The sequence below is a fragment of the Halococcus sp. IIIV-5B genome (assembly GCF_003602035.1).
Lineage (GTDB): Archaea > Halobacteriota > Halobacteria > Halobacteriales > Halococcaceae > Halococcus > Halococcus salsus.
The window spans coordinates 1-15,976 of sequence record NZ_QZWE01000037.1; the positions used below are offsets into that span (position 1 = coordinate 1).

Consider the following 15,976-nt stretch of genomic DNA (forward strand, 5'->3'; position numbering starts at 1 on the left):
CGCCCGCCGCGCCCTCGATCAGCCCGGGGACGTCGAGCACCTGGATGTTCGCGCCCTTGTGCTTCAGCATGCCCGGGTTCACGTCGAGCGTGGTGAACTCGTAGGCCCCGACCTCGCTCTCGGCGTTGGTGAGCGCGTTGAGGAGGGTGGACTTCCCCGCGCTCGGCATCCCGACGAGCGCCACGGTGGCATCGCCGGTCTGTTCGACCGAGTAGCCCTGCCCGCCGCCCGTGGAGGATTGGTTCTCGAGCTTCTCCTTCAGGTCGGCGAGCTTGGACTTCAGCCGACCGATATGCGCCTCCGTGGACTTGTTGTACGGCGTCTCCGATATCTCCTCACGGATCTCCTCGATCTCGTCTTCGACGCCCATCACCCACCCTGAGGGGCGGGAGTCGAAAAGGGCTTCACATCCGTTCTCGGCGAAACCTCGACTCCGGAGCGCCCCGGATCGTCGGTAGCTACTTGCCGATGGCCTCGGATCCGGCGTTCGTGGGTCGCACACGTTCGAACGCCGACCGGGTCTTGCTGGGCGAGGATCGGTCGGTCTCGGCGCGTTGGACGAAACTCGCCCTCGGGTCCCTCGTCGTCGCTGGTGTCGCGCTCGCACTGGGACAAACACTGTCGATCACAGCCTCGGGGGATCCAACGGGTGTGCTCGAAATCCTGCACGGATACGTGGGCCTCGCGCTGTTGGTCGTCGCGTTGGCGGCCGTGATCGCCGGCCTCCTCGCCGGGGCGATCCACGCCTATCTGAACGATGGGCTCGTGGTGAGCCTCGCGCTTGCGCCTGTGGTGGGTCTGGCTATCGGCTATCTGGTTGGCGGTCAGGTGTTGTTCACGGTCGCTCGAAACGAGTGGGCGGCACTCGAAGGCGGGTTGTACGTGTTTCTCGTGAGTGGACTTTTCGTTCTCCTCCTCGGCGTCGTCGGGTTCGTCGTGGGCGCTGGCGGCCGGCGAGCGCGCGGGCTCCTCGCCCGTCAGTAGTTCCGAGAGCATCGAAAAGTAATCCTTAACCACGCGGCGACGGTTCTCCGACCATGGCTGGAACTATCGAAGCACTCGTTCCCGGCGGGGAGGCCGACCCCGGCCCGCCGCTCGGACCCGAGCTCGGCCCGACCCCGGTGAACGTCCAAGAGGTCGTCGCGGAGATCAACGACCAGACCGAGGCCTTCGACGGAATGGAGGTCCCCGTCACCGTCGAGTACGACGACGAGGGCGACTTCACCATCTCCGTCGGTGTCCCGCCGACCGCGGCGCTGATCAAGGACACCGCCGGGTTCGAGACGGGCAGCGGCGAACCCCAGAAGGACTTCGTCGCCGACATCTCGGTCGAGGAGGTCAAACAGGTCGCCGAACAGAAGGGGCCGGACCTGCTGGCCTACGACACGAAGAACGCCGCGAAGGAGGTCGCGGGCACCTGCGTCACGCTCGGCGTGACCATCGACGGCGAGGACGCCCGGACCTTCGGCGAGCGCGTCGACGACGGGCAGTACGACGACGTGTTAGCCGAAGAAGCCACGGCCTGAGCTTTTCGACGCGCTTCGACGGTTTTAAACCCGCGTAACGATGGCTTTCCGGTGAGACAGGCGTCGCCTGTTTCACGCCGTAGCAGCCACGAAGGCGTACTACGGAGGTGACATATGGCAGCAGCACAGGACATAGAAGAGGCCGTGACGCGCGCGCTCGACGAGGCCCCGGCTCGGAACTTCACCGAGACGGTCGACCTCGCCGTGAACCTGCGCGATCTCGACCTCAACGACCCACAGAACAGAGTCGACGAGAGCATCGTGCTCCCCGCCGGCACCGGTCAGGACACACGGATCATCGTGTTCGCCGAGGGCGAGACCGCCCTGCGTGCCGAGGAGGTCGCCGACCAAGTGCTCGACGGGGACGACCTCGAGGAGCTCGGCGACGACGACGGTGCCGCGAAGGACCTGGCTGGCGACACCGACTTCTTCATTGCCGAGGCCGGCATGATGCAGGACATCGGCCGATATCTCGGGACGGTGCTCGGGCCACGCGGGAAGATGCCGACCCCGCTCCAGCCCGACGACGACGTCGTCGAGACCATCGAACGGATGAAGAACACGGTGCAGGTCCGGAGCCGCGACCGGCGCACGTTCCACACGCGCGTCGGCGCGGCCGACATGACCGCCGACGAGATCGCCGACAACATCGACGTCGTCAACCGGCGTCTGGAGGCGAGCCTCGAACGCGGGCCCCTGAACATCGACACGATGTACGTCAAGACCACGATGGGCCCCTCGGTGGAGGTGGCCTGAGATGGCCGCCGACGCCGAATCGGAGGCCACGGACCACCAGACCGAACACGTTCCCGAGTGGAAGCGCGAGGAGGTCGCGGATCTGGCCGACCTCATCGCGAGCTACGAGAGCGTCGGGATCGTCTCGGTCGCGGGCATCCCGAGCCGACAGCTCCAGGCGATGCGTCGCGACCTCCAGGGATCGGCCCGGCTCCGCGTCGCACGTAACACCCTGCTGACGCGCGCACTCGACGACGCCGACGAGGGTGTCGACGAGCTCGTCGACGAGGTCGAAGGGCAGGTCGGGCTGATCGGGACGAACGAGAACCCGTTCGGGCTCTACCGTCAGCTCGAAGCCTCGAAGACCCCCGCCCCGATCAACGCGGGCGAGGTCTCGCCGAACGACATCACCATCCCCGAAGGCGACACCGGGATCGACCCGGGGCCCTTCGTGGGCGAACTCCAGCAGGTCGGTGCCGAGGCCCGGATCATGGACGGTTCGATCCAGGTCACCGCCGACTCGACGGTTCTGGAGGAGGGCGAGGAGGTCTCACAGACTCTCGCGAACGTGCTCTCGGAGCTCGGAATCGAGCCCAAGGAGGTCGGGCTCGACCTGAGAACGGTGTACGCCGACGGGACGCTGTTCGAGGCCGACGAGCTGGCCATCGACATCGACGAGTACCGTGCGGACATCGAGTCCGCCGCCGCCGCCGGGCGGAACCTCTCGATCAACGCGGCCTACCCGACCGCCCAGACCGCGGGCGCGCTGCTCGGCAAGGGCGCGACCGAGGCGCGTGGCCTCGGGATCGAGGCCGCCGTCGAGAGCCCCGACCTCGTCGAGGACCTCGTGGGCCGGGCCGACGCCCAGCTCCGTGCGCTCGCCGCGCACATCCACGACGACGAGGCGCTCCCGGAGGCACTCCAGGGCGCGGAAGTGGCTGCCGACACCACCACCACGGACGAACAGGGCGACGACCAACCGGCCGAAACGGAGACCGAGGACGAGGCCCCCGACGACGATGACGACGATGACGACGATGACGACGACGCGGGCGGCGAGGGCCTCGGCGCGATGTTCGGCTAACGAATCAAACACACCACTACAACAATGGAATACGTTTACGCAGCACTCATCCTGAACGAGACCGACGAAGAGATCAACGAAGACAACCTGACGAGCGTGCTCGAGGCCGCCGGCGCTGACGTCGAGGACTCGCGCGTCAAGGCGCTCGTGGCCGCCCTCGAGGACGTCGACATCGAGGACGCCGTCGAGCAGGCCGCCGCGGTCCCCGCCGGTGGCGCGGGTGGCGCGTCCGCCGCTCCGGCCGGCGACGACGACACAGGTGCGGAGGCCGACGAGGCAGAAGAGGAGGAAGCGGAAGCCGAAGAAGACGACGACGAGGACGACGATGCGGGTGGCGAGGGCCTCGGCGAGCTCTTCGGCTAAGCGCACTCCAGAACCCACTTCACTTGTTTTCACGACCGCATAGCGGTGCGAGGGTTTAACGCGGAGAACGCGACCATTCCCGGCGAATGGGGGTGGTCGACGGGAGCGTCGTGTTCGCCCCGGAGTCGGCGGCACTCGCGCTCGGCTTCGTCTTCGGGGGGATCGCGCTCGGCACGGTGAGCGGGCTGGTCCCCGGATTGCACGCCAACAACTTTGCGCTCCTGCTCGCGGCGGCCGCGCCCTCGATCCCGGGGCCACCGCTGTACGTCGGTGGGGCGATGCTCGCCGCTGGCGTCACGCACACGTTTCTCGACGTCGTGCCGGCACTCGCGCTCGGCGTCCCCGACCCCGCGATGGCGGCCTCCGCGCTGCCCGGCCATCGGCTCGTGGTCGCGGGTCGCGGTCGCGAGGCACTCCGGCTGTCGGCGCTCGGAAGTGGTCTCGCGGTCGTGCTCGCCGTTCCGCTCGCGCTCCCGATGACCCGGCTGATGGTGTCGGTCTACCCCACGGTGAGTGCCCATCTCCCGCTGGTGCTGGCGCTGGTCGTCGCGTTCTTGGTGCTCACCGAAGGCTCGATCCGGGCGTGTGTCGGCGGTGCGCTCGCCTTCGTGTTGAGCGCGGGGCTCGGGGTCCTCACGCTCGATATCGAGCCCACCGCCCCGCTCACGGCGGGTGGGATGTTGATGCCGCTGTTCGCCGGTGCGTTCGGCGCGCCGGTGCTGATCGAGGCGCTCGACGGGGCGGGGGTTCCCGAGCAGGCCGACGCCGCGGTCACCACGCCGCGACGTGTCGTCGGGTCGACGGCGTTCGCCGGGACGGTCTCGGGGGCGGTCGTGGGCTATCTCCCCGGTGTTTCGGCGGCCGTCGCGGCGACGGTCGCGCTGCCGCTCGTCCCGAACGACGACGGCGCGCGGGGCTTCCTCGTGGCGACGAGCGGGGTCAACACCTCGAACACGATTTTCGCCCTCTTCGCGCTCGTCGCGCTCGGGTCGCCCCGGACGGGCGTGCTCGTCGCCCTCGATTCCACGGGGGTGCCGCTCGACCTGCCGCTCCTCCTCTCGGCGGTCGTGCTCGCCGCCGGCGTTGGGTTCGTGCTCGTGCCGCTCCTCGGCGACCGCTACCTCCGGACGGTGGGACGGCTCGATTACACCTGGCTCTCGGTCGTCGTCCTCTGTCTGTTGGTCGTTCTTTCCTTTCTGTTCGCGGGGTTCGCCGGGGTCGGTACGTTCTGTGCGGCCGCGCTCGTCGGATTGGTGCCCGCGGAAGTGGGCGCGCGCCGTGTCCACCTGATGGGGGTGTTGATGGGGCCGCTGATACTCGGCATATGAGTTCGGTTCTGAGGATTCCAGTTCGTTCTCGTCTCCCCTGACTGGGGGATCGATGCATCGTGGTGGCCCCCACGCTCTCCTGGTGGATGAAGGGCGAGCACCCGAAGGGTGCGAGGGCTTCGGCGGTGCGGTAGTGGGTAGCGGTTGGTTAGTGGTTGTACCGCGAACGAGGCCGAAGGCCGAGTGAGCGGCAGTTTTTAGTCCGCCGGAGCGCGCGAAGCGCGCTCCGAGCCGTTCGTTCGCTTCGCTCACGAAGACAGGTTTTCTTCGTCGGGTGGCCTCCCGTTGGTCGGCCACCGCTCCTCGAAAAAGTGGAGGTTAGTCCGCGCTGGTGGCGGCAGCGGTGTCGGCGGTCGCGGGGTCGTCGGGCGTCGCCTCGTAAGCCCAGACGGTGGCGGCGATGAGCGCGCCGAAGATCACGAGTGCAGCGCCATGATGAGCGACCTGGACCAGCGGGGTGTAGACGGTGACGGTGGCCCCACCGAGGATCACCTGGATCGGGAGGGCGACGAGCGCGAGTACCGTCGCGTACTTCGTGCGGCGGGCCTCGTCCTGTCGCCACGCGAGGTAGGTCGTCCCGAGGATGGCGAAGCCGGTGATCATCGCGACGAGTCGGTGGAACCACTCGATGAAGCTGGGCCAATCGGCGGGGAACAGCCCGAACACCGCACCGTTACACAGCGGCCATCGCGCGCCGCACGACAACCCCGCGCCCGCGGCGGCGGTGTACACCCCGAGCAGGATGAGGACGAACGTCATCCCCGTGGTGACGGCGGCCAGGTGGCGAAAACGGACCATGAGTCGTACTCGATGGGCAGCGTACTTACGGCTTTTCGATCCGGCTCGGACCGTTCCGAGCACACCTATTTAGGGCCGTCGCGCGAGGGGGAGAACGTGTATCCGGAGAGCGAGAAAACCGACCGACTCGATACGTATCTCGCGGCCGAAGACCTCGATGCGGTCTGGTTCGCCCGGCCGGCGAATTTCGCGTGGCTCACCGGCGGCGACAACGTCGTCGACCGGGAGGCGGGGACCGGCGTGGCGGCGGCGGGTTACGACGGCGACGAGGTCCGAGTCGTCACCGACACCATCGAAGCCCCGCGGCTCGCCGAGGAGGAGCTTCCCGACGGCACCCCGATCGAATCGTTCCCGTGGTACGAATCCACGCTTTCCGACGCGGTCGCCGAGCGCTCGCCGACCCCGGCGGCGGCGGACTTCGACGTTCCGGGGCTCGGGACCCTCGATCCGACGCAGCTCAGAACTCCGCTGACCGACATCGACGTCGAGCGGTATCGGGCGCTCGGGGCCGACACCGCGGCGGCGGTCGAGGCGGTCGGTCACGAGGTCGATTCCGGGACCACCGAACGCGAGGCCGCCGCCCGGCTCCGGGAGGCGCTGTTCGAGCGCGGGGTCGACTCGCCGGTCGCGCTCGTCGCGAGCGCGGAGCGCGCGCAGGCCTACCGCCACTTCCCGCCGAAGGACGTCGAGCTCGGCGATTACGGCATCCTGACGGTCACTGGGGTCCGCGACGGCCTCCACGCGAGCGTCACGCGGACCGTGGCCTTCGACCCACCCGAGTGGCTGGTCGAGCGCCACGAGGCGGCGATGTCGGTGGAGGCGGCGGTCATCGCGGCGACGAACCGGCTCGCGGGCGAGGGCACCGCGGCCGACCTGTTCGAGGTGATACAGGACGCCTACGCCGACGCTGGCTATCCCGGTGAGTGGGAGGAACACCACCAGGGCGGCCTGACGGGCTTCGTGGGGCGGGAGTGGAAGGCGACACCGACGGCGAGCGAACCGGTCGCCACCCCGGCGGGATACGCCTGGAACCCGACCGTCCAGGGCGCGAAGAGCGAGGACACGGTGCTCGTCGACGACGGGGTCGAGGTCCTCACCGCGACCGGCGAGTGGCCGACCCGCGAGTTCGAGGTGGACGGCGAGCGGATCGTCCGCCACGCGCTCGGGCCGTAATTCGTCGATCGTCGAATATTGGTTTCGGATAGTTTTTTGTACCACGGTGAGAGAGGGATGGCATGGGACTCGACGAGGATTCACTCGATTATCACAGCCAGGAGCCGCACGGCAAGATAGAGATCTCGACCACCAAGCCGACGAACACCCAGCGCGACCTGAGTCTGGCCTACTCGCCGGGCGTGGCCGCGCCGTGCATGGAGATCTACGACAACCCGGACGACGCCTACACCTACACCGCGAAGGGCAACATGGTCGGTGTGGTCTCGAACGGCTCCGCGGTACTGGGCCTTGGTGACATCGGTGCACAGGCCTCGAAACCCGTGATGGAGGGCAAGGGCGTCCTCTTCAAGCGCTTCGCTGACATCGACGTCTTCGACATCGAACTCGACCAGGAGGACCCCGAGGACATCATCCGAACCGTCACGGCGATGGAGCCGACCTTCGGCGGGATCAACCTCGAGGACATCAGCGCACCGGAGTGCTTCGCCATCGAGGAGGGGCTCCGCGAGTCGATGTCCATTCCTGTGTTCCACGACGACCAGCACGGGACCGCGATCATCTCCGGGGCCGCGCTGGTGAACGCCGTCGACCTCGCGGGCAAGGAGATGAGCGACATTCGGGTTACGTTCTCGGGGGCCGGCGCGAGCGCCATCGCCACCGCGAACTTCTACATCTCGTTGGGTGTCGACCCCGACCACATCACGATGTGTGACTCCTCGGGCATCCTCACCCAACAGCGCGCCGAGAACGGCGAGCTCAACGAGTACAACCGCGAGTTCGCCCGCGACATCGACGAGGGGAGCCTCGCGGACGCCCTCGAGGACGCCGACGTGTTCGTCGGGCTCTCGGTGGCCGACGTCGCCGACCAGGACATGATCCGCTCGATGAACGAGAACCCGATCGTGTTCGCGATGGCGAACCCCGACCCGGAGATCGGCTACGAGGAAGCCAAGACCGCGCGCGACGACACCGTGATCATGGCGACCGGGCGCTCTGACTACCCGAACCAGGTCAACAACGTTCTCGGGTTCCCGTTCATCTTCCGTGGGGCGCTCGACGTTCGCGCCAGCGAGATCAACGAGGAGATGAAGGTCGCCGCCGCGCGGGCGCTCGCCGAACTCGCCCGTGAGGACGTGCCGGACGCCGTGGTGAAGGCCTACGGCGACCAGCCGCTTCAGTACGGACCCGAGTACATCATCCCGAAACCCGTCGACCCCCGGGTGTTGTTCGAGGTCACGCCCGCGGTGGCCGAGGCGGCGGTCGAGAGCGGCGCGGCGCGTTCGGATATCGACGTCGAGGCGTACACCGAGGAGCTCGAAGCCAGACTCGGCAAGTCCCGCGAGATGATGCGCGTGGTGTTGAACAAGGCGAAATCCGAGCCGAAACGCGTGGTGCTCGCCGAGGGTGGCGACGAGAAGATCATCCGCGCGGCCCACCAGATCCAAGAACAGGGGCTCGCCGAGCCCGTGTTGATCGGCGACCGGAGCCGGATCGAGGGTACGATGGAAGGCCTCGGCCTCGCGTTCGAACCCGACATCGTCGACCCGGACGAGACCGACCTCGACCGCTACACCGACCGGCTCTACGAGCTCCGCCAGCGCAAGGGCGTGACGCGCAACGAGGCCACCGAACTCCTGCGCGACGCGAACTACCTCGGGAGCGTGATGGTCGAGATGGGTGACGCCGACGCGATGCTCACGGGACTCATGCACGACTACCCCTCGGCACTCAAACCGCCGCTCCAGGTCATCGGGACCCACGAGGAGGCCGACTACGCCGCCGGGGTCTACATGCTCACCTTCAAGAACCAGGTGATATTCGTGGCCGACGCGACGGTGAACCAGAACCCGAGCGCCGAGGTGCTCGCGGAGGTCACCGAACACACCGCGGAGCTCGCGCGACGCTTCAACGTCGAGCCCCGGGCCGCGCTGCTTTCGTACTCGAACTTCGGGAGCGTCGACAACGAGGGCACTCGGAAGCCCCGCCGCGCCGCTCAGATGCTCAACGAGTCGGGTGTGGACTTCCCGGTCGACGGCGAGATGCAGGCCGACACCGCCGTCGTCGAGGACATCCTGGAGGGAACCTACGACTTCTCGAACCTCGACGGGTCGGCGAACGTGCTGGTCTTCCCGAACCTCGAAGCCGGGAACATCGGCTACAAGCTCCTCCAGCGTCTCGGCGGCGCGGACGCCATCGGCCCGATGCTGGTTGGGATGGACAAACCGGTGCACGTCCTCCAGCGAGGCGACGAGGTCAAGGACATCGTGAATCTCGCCGGCGTGGCCGTGGTCGACGCGCAGGAAAACGGCGAGTAAGCCGCGCCCGCCGGGCACGGTTTGCGGTTGCGGTTGCGGTGTGGTTGCGGTGCGGCCGCGACCGCGGCGGTTGCGGTGCGGTTTTGAATCCTGGCGGATGAAGGGCGAAGCACGCGAAGCGTGCTGAGGGCTTCGGCGGCAGCGGTGCTGTGCGGTTGCGGTCGTGTGCAGGAATCGCACCGCGAGCGAGTGAAACGAGTGAGCGGGCGCGAGGGTGACTGCAAGGAACCCGACGCGCTTTTGATCCACATTTTGCCAGCGAGCCGAAGGCGAGCGCAGCAAAAGGTGGGCGTTCGAGAGGTGGAGGTGGTCGGGAGGTTGATTTATCCGATATACCGGAGGTCGTCGTCGGTGGCGGCCTGGCCGCCCTCCATCTGCTGGATCTTCTGGACCACTTCCTCCATCTCGTCGGCGCGCTCTTCGAGGGAGTCGAAGCTCACCTCGAAGCCGACGATGTCCTCGAGGATCTCGAGCACCGCGCGGGCGCTCTTCGGGTCGACGAGATACCCACTGGTTTCGCCCATCAAGCAGGCCGCGGGGAGGTCGCGACGTTCGGCGAGGCCGAGGAGGAGGCCGCTGACGCCGACGATGCCGCCGGCGGGTTCGCCCTCGCGGAACTCGACGCCCGCGTCTTCGAGCGCCTCGATGGACTCGTCGGCCGTCGCCGCGCCGATGACGTCGTACTCGTCGATGAGTTCGCCGGTCGGGACGCCGCCGAGCGCGAACACCCGCTCGACGCCGAACTCATCGGCGATGTCGAGAAAGCGGTCGGTGAGTCGGTAGTGGCCGGCGGCGTCCTGTGCCTGGTGGTCGCCGGTGAGCACGAGGAGGTCCTGGCCGTCGGCCTCGACGGCGTGGAGTTCGGCTGAGGCGAGCGTCGCACGGCCCTCGTCGATGTCGACCTGCGGCGGGAAGTGCTCGGAGTAGACGCGACGAACCGGCTCGCCATCGAGCTCTTCGAGGAGGTGCTCGGCGACGAGCTTGCCGACGTGGCCCACGCCCGGGAGCCCCTCGACGAGCACGGGGTCGGAGAGCGCCGGCTCCGCGAGCGTCTCGATATCGAATTCGTCCATGCCCTACCCGGACTCGCGCCGCTTAAGAGCGCGTCGGTACTCCCCATGCGGGTCCTCGGGGTTGTACGGCGCGGGCGCGCTGTTGATCGCCCGCCCGCCGCACTCGGGGCACGTCTCGGAGAGGGTGTAGACCGGCCGGTCGTGGGTCGACTCCCAGTCGGCACAGACTCGAATCGCGGATTTCATCGAAAATTACTCGTCGTCGCTGCGGCGCTCGCGGTGGAATTCCGCGCTCCCGCCGTGTTCGCCGACGGCGGCGGCCGCGCGGTCGGCGCTGGCTTCGAGCTCGGCCTCGGCGGTCTTGTAGTCGGGTGCCTCGACGCGGATGCGGTACTCCGGCGAGCCGACGTAGGTCACGTCGAGGTCGACCCCGTCGGGGAGGTCGCCGTTGCCCTCGGCGGCGTGGAGCGCCTCACGGATGGCGTCGACGCCGGCCGCTTCGGGACTCCGGAGGTCGACGTAGCCCGAGACCGCGACGTAGGGTACCGAGACGTTCTCGCGGGCGGTCTCGACGATGGCCTCGACCTCGTCATCCGAGAGGTCGGTCCCGTCGAGCGCGTCCGCGCCGCGGATGGCGGCCTCCTCGAACCCCGCGTAGAGCGTACCGAACTCGGCGAGGAACTCGTTCGCGACCGCGGTGTACTGCTCGTCGTCGATGTCCTCGCCGAAGGCGATCGTCATCCAGTTGTCGGCGCGCTGGGCGGCCTTCCACTCCTGGACCTTCTCGGAGCGCTGGTGGTCGTTGACGTCCTTGAGCGAGAGGTCGATCTGCTGGGAGCCCTCGTCGACCGAGAGGACTTTGGCCACCACCGTCTGGCCCACGCTGACGTGGTCGCGGACGTTCTTGATCCAGCCCGAGGCGACCTCGGAGATGTGGACGAGACCGCGTTTGTCCTCGTACTCCGAGAGGTCGACGAAGACGCCGAAGTCGGCGATCTCGTCGACCTTCCCGATCACGAGCTCGCTCGGGTCCGGCCAGCCACTGTAGTTCATCAGCTCGATCCCGTGAGTTCGTCGGGCGCGTTCCGGCGCTCGACAGTGTCGAGCACCTCGCCCTCGAAGACCGCCTTGCCGCCGGTCGCGTGTGCGAGCGTCGAGCCACAGACCGCACACGCAACCTGCGTCGCGGCCTTCCCGAAGACGACCTGTTCGTTCTCACAGTCCGGACATTCGACGGTGTAGAAGTTGCCTGCCATGAATTACTCCTGGAGGGTGAGTCGGCCGGCGCGCCATCCGGGGCGGAGGTGGGCCTTGCCGCAGTCGCCACACCGGTACTTGAGGTTGGTCTTCTTGGTCGGCTTGTCGCCACCCGGCACCTTCGAGAACTTGCCGGCGTTGCCGATGACCGACGTCCCGCGCTCGGTCTGTCGGTCGATCCACTTCATGCCGGTCTCGCGACCGTGGCGGACCTTCTCGATCTCGTGCTGGTGGTGTTCGTTGCAGTGGGGGCAGTACGTGTTGAACCGACGAGGCATCTCCATGGTTGCTGAGGCCCGATAACGGACGCGAGGGTAAAACCCGTTTGGTCTGCCGGGACGAGCGCTCTCCACACGCCGCGGCGTTCGGGACCGCCGACCGCCGGCCGGCTTTCGTTTGCCGGTGCAATCGTTTAGTCGGTTCGTCCCCAACCTCCCCCTCCAATGAGCGCACCCGACTTCGAGTGCCGCATCTGCAACAAGTCCTTCGGAACCGAGGAATCGCTCAACGACCACATGGAGGAGGAGCACCCCGAACAGGGGATGGCCTGAGCACGAGCTCTCGACGAACCGACACGAGGTCCGAAGCGCTTAGGTCCGCGTCGGTCGAGTCTCCGGCATGAAGCGGCTGATCATTCACGGCAATCCGGGGGTCCGCAAGGGCGGGCGGATCGAGTACGACGGCGACGAGGTGGTCTGTTTCGGCGTCAGCAAGTTCGGTGACTGGCACGGGCCGGATCGCCCACAGCTCTGGTGTACGGTGGGGACGCCCGACGAGATCGGGACCTTCGAGCGCCGCGAGTACATCCCGATGCATCTCGACGTCGAGTCGGTCGACGCCGAGGCCGTCACCGTCCTCGAACGGAAGGGCGAGCTCACGACATAGAGCCCCACCTCTCGAACGCCCACCTTTTGCTGCGCTCGCCTTCGGCTCGCTGGCAAAATGTGGATCAAAAGCGCTGCGCGCTCCCGTTGGTCGCGCTTGCGCCCGCTCACTCGCCTCCGGCTCGTTCGCGGTACGACCACTAACTACTCCGCAACCGCTCCGCACAGCACCGCCGAAGCCCTCGCCGCGCGCTCACTCCGTTCGCTCGCGCGGCTCGCCCTTCATCCACCAGGAACCGCAACCGCAAACCGCAGACCGCAACCGCCGCGGTCGCGGCCGCACCGCCCCCGCACCGCGACCGCGCCGCCGCACTGTCTATCGGGCAGATGATTTAGAAGTCTCCAACCCCTACTTCTCCACGACATGAACGTACTCATCGCGGGCGCGCACGGCGGCGTCGGCCAGCACATCACCGAGATCCTCGCCGAGAGCGACCACGACACGACGGCGATGGTCCGGACGGAATCCCAAGTCGACGAGATGGCCGAATTCGGTGTCGAAACCGTGGTCGCTGACCTCACCGAGGAGGTCAGCCACGCGGTCCCCGACCACGACGCGATAATCTTCGCGGCCGGGTCGAGCGGCGAGGACGTTGAGGGCGTCGACCGCGACGGCGCGAACAAGCTCGTCGACGCCGCAGAGGAGGAAGGTGTCGACCGGTTCGTGATGTTGAGCGCGATGAACGCCGACGAGCCCGAGAACAGCCCCGACGGGCTCTACGACTACCTCGTCGCGAAGCGAGCCGCCGACGAGTACCTCGCCGACAGCGACCTCACCTACACCATCGTTCGTCCCGGCGCACTCACCGACGACCCCGCGACCGATCAAGTGAAAACCGCCCGGAAGCTCGACCGTGGCGAGATCACCCGGGCCGACGTCGCGCGCGTGCTGGTGGCGGCGCTCGACACCGAGTCGACGTACGGCAAAACCTTCGAACTCCTCGAAGGCGACGAGTCGATCGAGGACGCACTCGCGAACCCGACCGACGATTCGTAACGCGGCTACGCCTCGAACTCGGCTTCGGTCACCCTGACCACCAGGGTTTCGTCGAGTTCGTCCCGGTCGTCGCGGCTGGGGGTCTCGTGGGTTCGGACGACGTACTCGGGTTCGGTGAGTTCGCCGTCGAGCACACCGTAGAGCGCGAGGTGGCGGCCCGTCTCCGCGGGGTCGACGCGCTCGTCGCGCACCGCGGTCGCGAGGTCGCGCGAGAACCACTCGTCGGGATGGATCGCGGGTTCGCGAACGAACGCCGCGGACGCGAACCGGACGAGATACCAGTTGAGGTCGTTGAGGAGCGCCACCGCCGCGCCGAGGCTCACGGTGCGGAGCGCGAGGGTGTTCCCGTAGGGCGCGGTGAGGTCGTAGGTCGCGAGCGCGTCGCGGGCGGTCTCGCGCGAGAGGAGCTCGTAGCGGAGTTCGACCTCCGGCGCGCCGACGATGCAGACCTCCGTCACGCGAAACCGAACAGCCCACCCGGCTAAAATCGTTTCGACAGGGAAGTTTCTTGGCCCGACGAGCCATCGCTCACTGCATGACTCCCCGATACGACGCCGTCTTCTGGGACATCGGCGGCGTCGTCCTCGACCTCGACTCCGTTCGACGGGGCCACCGCGCGTTCGTCGAGAACCTCGCCGAGCGGTTCGACCTCGGTGACGACGCACTCGAAACCTGGCGCGACGAACTCGGGGCGCACTTCCGTGACCGCGATGGCACGGAGTTCGCGAGTGCGCGGGAGGGCTACGCGCGAGCGGTCGCGGCGATGGTCGGGCGGGAGATCCCCGAAGACGAGTGGCTGCCGGCGTTCGAGCGTGCGACCGCCGAGGTCCTCGAACCGGTTCCGGAAACCGTCGAGACCATTCAGCGACTCGACGGCCGGCTTCACCAGGGTATCGTCAGCGATATCGACACCTGGGAGGCCGAACGCCTCCTCGACGGGTTCGGGGTCGTACCGTATCTCGACGCGATGACCACCTCGGAAGAAGTCGGCCGCACCAAACCCGATCCCGCGATGTTCGAGACGGCGCTCGAGAAAGCCGACGTCGCACCCGGCCAGGCAGTGATGGTCGGCGACCGCTATCGGAACGACATGGAGGGTGGGTCGGGAGTCGGGATCCACACTGTGGCCTTCGGCGGCAGCGCGGCCGAAGCCCCTCCCGACGACCCCGTCGTCGACTATCGGATCGAGGAGCCGCTCGAACTTCTCGACGTCGTTGGCGTCGAACGAGAGTAGCGGAGGCCGTTCGTGCCGAGTCAGCCGCCGAACACCGCCGCATCCGTCTCTCGAAGTCGGTCGAGGTCGCCGTCCCCGTAGCCGGCCTCCCGGAGCACCGACGCCGTGTGCTCGCCGTGCCGCGGTACGCCCGCTCCGGGTTCGGCGGGGGCTGAGGATCGCGCTGGGAGCCCGATCCGCACCGGTCCTGGGCCGCGTTCGACGAGCTCGCGCGAAGCGGTCTGCGGATGGGAAAGGGCCTCGGTGAGCGTTCGAACGGGCTCAACGGTGGCGTCCGTGTCGGCGAACAGCTCTTCCCACTCCTCGTGGGTTCGGCCGGCGAAGATGGCGTCGAGTTCCTCGCGGAGCGCGGTTCGGGTGGCTCCGTCCTCGGTCCCGTGGACCTCGACGAGGTCGGGTCGGTCGACGGTCTCGCAGAAGCGCTCCCAGAAGACGGGTTCGAGCGCCCCGAGGCTGACGTACCGCCCGTCGGCGGTCTCGTACACCCCGTACCACGGGAGTGCTCCCGCGAGTGCCGTCTCGCCCGGTCGCGGTGGGTCGTCCCCGAACGCGGCCGGTGCGAGCGACTGCGAGACCGAGAGCAGGACGTCGGTGATGGCGATGTCGAGGTGTTCGCCGTCGGTGTTGCCGAGCGCGCGCGAACAGAGCGCGCCGGCGACCGAGAAGGCGGCGAACAGCCCGCCGGTCATATCGCCGACCTGGATACCGGGGACCCGCGGGGCTTCGGACTCGTTCGCGCGGTTCGTATTGAGTAGCCCCGCGAACGCGACGTAGTTGAGGTCGTGACCGGCACGGGTCTCGTAGGGTCCGGTCGCGCCGTAACCCGACAGCGAGCAGTAGACGATATCCGGGACCTGCTCGCGGACCGCCTCGTCGCCGACCCCGAGCCGGTCGGCGACGCCGGGTCGAAACCCTTCGATGACGACATCGGCGTCCGCCACGAGAGCGAAGAACGCCGCCGTCCCACTCTCGGTTTTGAGGTCGAGCGCGACGCTTCGCTTGCCTCGATTCACCGCGTCGAAAAGCGTGCTGTCGGCCGAGTCGGGCGCGAAGTCGAGGTGGCGGGCCGGGTCGCCCGCGGGGTCTTCGATCTTGATGACGTCGGCTCCGGCGTCGGCGAGGAGCTGGGTCGCGTAGGGACCGGGGAGGTAGCGCGTGAGGTCGAGCACGCGAACGCCGTCGAGTCGCATATCGCCACCTTCGCCGCCGTCCGCATAACCCTTCGTCGGCGGGATGTTTTTGCCGCTGGGCCACCAACTGCCGGGT

Annotated in this window: 21 protein-coding genes; 12 read left to right on the forward strand and 9 right to left on the reverse strand. The window is 67.8% G+C overall.

All coding sequences use genetic code 11. From position 1 onward, the window contains the following. The coding region (locus tag D3261_RS17295) for a GTPase (RefSeq protein WP_120074523.1) at positions 1–370 on the reverse strand (370 nt) is incomplete at its 3' end. A 119-nt stretch (positions 371–489) separates the two neighbouring features. Between D3261_RS17295 and D3261_RS17300 the strand changes: the two genes are divergently transcribed. The 6 genes from D3261_RS17300 (at position 490) to D3261_RS17325 (ending at position 5,036) form a co-directional block, all read left to right on the forward strand. Continuing rightward, positions 490–984, forward strand: a complete 495-nt coding sequence (locus D3261_RS17300; protein WP_147464991.1) for a hypothetical protein — start codon at positions 490–492, stop codon at positions 982–984. Between the two features lie 53 nt (positions 985–1,037). Further along, positions 1,038–1,526 (forward strand): 50S ribosomal protein L11, encoded by a 489-nt coding sequence (locus D3261_RS17305; RefSeq protein WP_120074527.1) that lies wholly within the window; start codon positions 1,038–1,040, stop codon positions 1,524–1,526. A 114-nt stretch (positions 1,527–1,640) separates the two neighbouring features. After that, complete coding sequence (locus D3261_RS17310) at positions 1,641–2,282, forward strand: 50S ribosomal protein L1 (protein ID WP_120074529.1); 642 nt, start codon at positions 1,641–1,643, stop codon at positions 2,280–2,282. A 1-nt stretch (position 2,283) separates the two neighbouring features. Continuing rightward, positions 2,284–3,345 carry a 50S ribosomal protein L10 gene (locus tag D3261_RS17315; protein WP_120074531.1) on the forward strand — a complete coding sequence of 354 codons (1,062 nt, stop codon included), beginning with the start codon at positions 2,284–2,286 and terminating at the stop codon, positions 3,343–3,345. Positions 3,346–3,369: 24 nt separating this feature from the next. Then, entirely contained in the window at positions 3,370–3,708 is a 339-nt protein-coding gene (rpl12p, locus tag D3261_RS17320; RefSeq protein WP_120074533.1) for a 50S ribosomal protein P1, read from the forward strand. Between the two features lie 86 nt (positions 3,709–3,794). Next, a complete protein-coding gene (locus tag D3261_RS17325) occupies positions 3,795–5,036 on the forward strand; it encodes a tripartite tricarboxylate transporter permease (protein WP_120074535.1) in 1,242 nt (413 codons plus the stop codon). 318 nt (positions 5,037–5,354) lie between these two features. On the opposite strand, the gene D3261_RS17330 is transcribed toward D3261_RS17325, so the two are convergent. Then, entirely contained in the window at positions 5,355–5,834 is a 480-nt protein-coding gene (locus tag D3261_RS17330) for a COX15/CtaA family protein (protein WP_120074537.1), read from the reverse strand. A gap of 96 nt (positions 5,835–5,930) precedes the next feature. Here D3261_RS17330 and D3261_RS17335 point away from each other — a divergent pair, with 96 nt between their 5' ends. Both D3261_RS17335 and D3261_RS17340 read left to right on the forward strand, forming a co-directional pair. Beyond that, entirely contained in the window at positions 5,931–7,007 is a 1,077-nt protein-coding gene (locus tag D3261_RS17335) for a Xaa-Pro peptidase family protein (protein ID WP_120074539.1), read from the forward strand. A gap of 62 nt (positions 7,008–7,069) precedes the next feature. After that, positions 7,070–9,325: an NADP-dependent malic enzyme gene (locus D3261_RS17340; RefSeq protein ID WP_120074540.1), complete on the forward strand. Its 2,256-nt coding sequence runs from the start codon at positions 7,070–7,072 to the stop codon at positions 9,323–9,325. Positions 9,326–9,648: 323 nt separating this feature from the next. On the opposite strand, the gene D3261_RS17345 is transcribed toward D3261_RS17340, so the two are convergent. Genes D3261_RS17345 through D3261_RS17365 form a run of 5 tightly spaced genes read right to left on the reverse strand, consistent with a single transcriptional unit; the run spans position 9,649 to position 11,879 of the window. Next, on the reverse strand, positions 9,649–10,398 hold the full coding sequence (locus D3261_RS17345) for a proteasome assembly chaperone family protein (RefSeq protein ID WP_120074542.1): 750 nt from the start codon (positions 10,396–10,398) through the stop codon (positions 9,649–9,651). 3 nt (positions 10,399–10,401) lie between these two features. After that, on the reverse strand, positions 10,402–10,584 hold the full coding sequence (locus tag D3261_RS17350; RefSeq protein WP_120074544.1) for an RNA-protein complex protein Nop10: 183 nt from the start codon (positions 10,582–10,584) through the stop codon (positions 10,402–10,404). Between the two features lie 6 nt (positions 10,585–10,590). Next, positions 10,591–11,391, reverse strand: a complete 801-nt coding sequence (locus D3261_RS17355; protein WP_120074546.1) for a translation initiation factor IF-2 subunit alpha — start codon at positions 11,389–11,391, stop codon at positions 10,591–10,593. After that, positions 11,391–11,594: a 30S ribosomal protein S27e gene (locus tag D3261_RS17360; RefSeq protein ID WP_120074548.1), complete on the reverse strand. Its 204-nt coding sequence runs from the start codon at positions 11,592–11,594 to the stop codon at positions 11,391–11,393. Before D3261_RS17360 ends, D3261_RS17355 begins: the two co-directional genes overlap by 1 nt. 3 nt (positions 11,595–11,597) lie before the next feature. Then, positions 11,598–11,879 carry a 50S ribosomal protein L44e gene (locus D3261_RS17365; protein ID WP_007695729.1) on the reverse strand — a complete coding sequence of 94 codons (282 nt, stop codon included), beginning with the start codon at positions 11,877–11,879 and terminating at the stop codon, positions 11,598–11,600. 159 nt (positions 11,880–12,038) lie between these two features. Here D3261_RS17365 and D3261_RS17370 point away from each other — a divergent pair, with 159 nt between their 5' ends. From D3261_RS17370 to D3261_RS17380, 3 genes are all read left to right on the forward strand, one after another. Next, positions 12,039–12,146 carry a C2H2-type zinc finger protein gene (locus tag D3261_RS17370; RefSeq protein ID WP_079255085.1) on the forward strand — a complete coding sequence of 36 codons (108 nt, stop codon included), beginning with the start codon at positions 12,039–12,041 and terminating at the stop codon, positions 12,144–12,146. A gap of 67 nt (positions 12,147–12,213) precedes the next feature. Next, the gene (locus D3261_RS17375; protein WP_120074549.1) at positions 12,214–12,480 is read left to right on the forward strand and encodes an HAH_0734 family protein; all 267 of its coding nucleotides are present in this window, start codon (positions 12,214–12,216) and stop codon (positions 12,478–12,480) included. A 363-nt stretch (positions 12,481–12,843) separates the two neighbouring features. Beyond that, positions 12,844–13,476 (forward strand): SDR family oxidoreductase, encoded by a 633-nt coding sequence (locus tag D3261_RS17380; protein ID WP_120074551.1) that lies wholly within the window; start codon positions 12,844–12,846, stop codon positions 13,474–13,476. A 5-nt stretch (positions 13,477–13,481) separates the two neighbouring features. On the opposite strand, the gene D3261_RS17385 is transcribed toward D3261_RS17380, so the two are convergent. After that, positions 13,482–13,934 carry a DUF5804 family protein gene (locus D3261_RS17385; RefSeq protein ID WP_120074553.1) on the reverse strand — a complete coding sequence of 151 codons (453 nt, stop codon included), beginning with the start codon at positions 13,932–13,934 and terminating at the stop codon, positions 13,482–13,484. Between the two features lie 77 nt (positions 13,935–14,011). Here D3261_RS17385 and D3261_RS17390 point away from each other — a divergent pair, with 77 nt between their 5' ends. After that, positions 14,012–14,710 carry an HAD family hydrolase gene (locus D3261_RS17390; protein WP_120074555.1) on the forward strand — a complete coding sequence of 233 codons (699 nt, stop codon included), beginning with the start codon at positions 14,012–14,014 and terminating at the stop codon, positions 14,708–14,710. 20 nt (positions 14,711–14,730) lie between these two features. Here D3261_RS17390 and D3261_RS17395 read toward each other — a convergent pair whose 3' ends face one another. Further along, a complete protein-coding gene (locus tag D3261_RS17395; RefSeq protein ID WP_120074557.1) occupies positions 14,731–15,900 on the reverse strand; it encodes a CaiB/BaiF CoA-transferase family protein in 1,170 nt (389 codons plus the stop codon). Positions 15,901–15,976 lie beyond the last annotated feature (76 nt).

Bases quoted from the DNA above. Each gene is read 5' to 3' on its own strand.
- D3261_RS17305 (WP_120074527.1), top strand. From the start codon at position 1,038: ATGGCTGGAACTATCGAAGCACTCGTTCCCGGCGGGGAGGCCGACCCC.
- D3261_RS17310 (WP_120074529.1), top strand. From the start codon at position 1,641: ATGGCAGCAGCACAGGACATAGAAGAGGCCGTGACGCGCGCGCTCGAC.
- D3261_RS17315 (WP_120074531.1), top strand. From the start codon at position 2,284: ATGGCCGCCGACGCCGAATCGGAGGCCACGGACCACCAGACCGAACAC.
- rpl12p (WP_120074533.1), top strand. From the start codon at position 3,370: ATGGAATACGTTTACGCAGCACTCATCCTGAACGAGACCGACGAAGAG.
- D3261_RS17325 (WP_120074535.1), top strand. From the start codon at position 3,795: ATGGGGGTGGTCGACGGGAGCGTCGTGTTCGCCCCGGAGTCGGCGGCA.
- D3261_RS17330 (WP_120074537.1), bottom strand. From the start codon at position 5,834: ATGGTCCGTTTTCGCCACCTGGCCGCCGTCACCACGGGGATGACGTTC.
- D3261_RS17340 (WP_120074540.1), top strand. From the start codon at position 7,070: ATGGGACTCGACGAGGATTCACTCGATTATCACAGCCAGGAGCCGCAC.
- D3261_RS17345 (WP_120074542.1), bottom strand. From the start codon at position 10,398: ATGGACGAATTCGATATCGAGACGCTCGCGGAGCCGGCGCTCTCCGAC.
- D3261_RS17350 (WP_120074544.1), bottom strand. From the start codon at position 10,584: ATGAAATCCGCGATTCGAGTCTGTGCCGACTGGGAGTCGACCCACGAC.
- D3261_RS17355 (WP_120074546.1), bottom strand. From the start codon at position 11,391: ATGAACTACAGTGGCTGGCCGGACCCGAGCGAGCTCGTGATCGGGAAG.
- D3261_RS17360 (WP_120074548.1), bottom strand. From the start codon at position 11,594: ATGGCAGGCAACTTCTACACCGTCGAATGTCCGGACTGTGAGAACGAA.
- D3261_RS17365 (WP_007695729.1), bottom strand. From the start codon at position 11,879: ATGGAGATGCCTCGTCGGTTCAACACGTACTGCCCCCACTGCAACGAA.
- D3261_RS17370 (WP_079255085.1), top strand. From the start codon at position 12,039: ATGAGCGCACCCGACTTCGAGTGCCGCATCTGCAACAAGTCCTTCGGA.
- D3261_RS17375 (WP_120074549.1), top strand. From the start codon at position 12,214: ATGAAGCGGCTGATCATTCACGGCAATCCGGGGGTCCGCAAGGGCGGG.
- D3261_RS17380 (WP_120074551.1), top strand. From the start codon at position 12,844: ATGAACGTACTCATCGCGGGCGCGCACGGCGGCGTCGGCCAGCACATC.
- D3261_RS17390 (WP_120074555.1), top strand. From the start codon at position 14,012: ATGACTCCCCGATACGACGCCGTCTTCTGGGACATCGGCGGCGTCGTC.
- D3261_RS17395 (WP_120074557.1), bottom strand. From the start codon at position 15,900: ATGCGACTCGACGGCGTTCGCGTGCTCGACCTCACGCGCTACCTCCCC.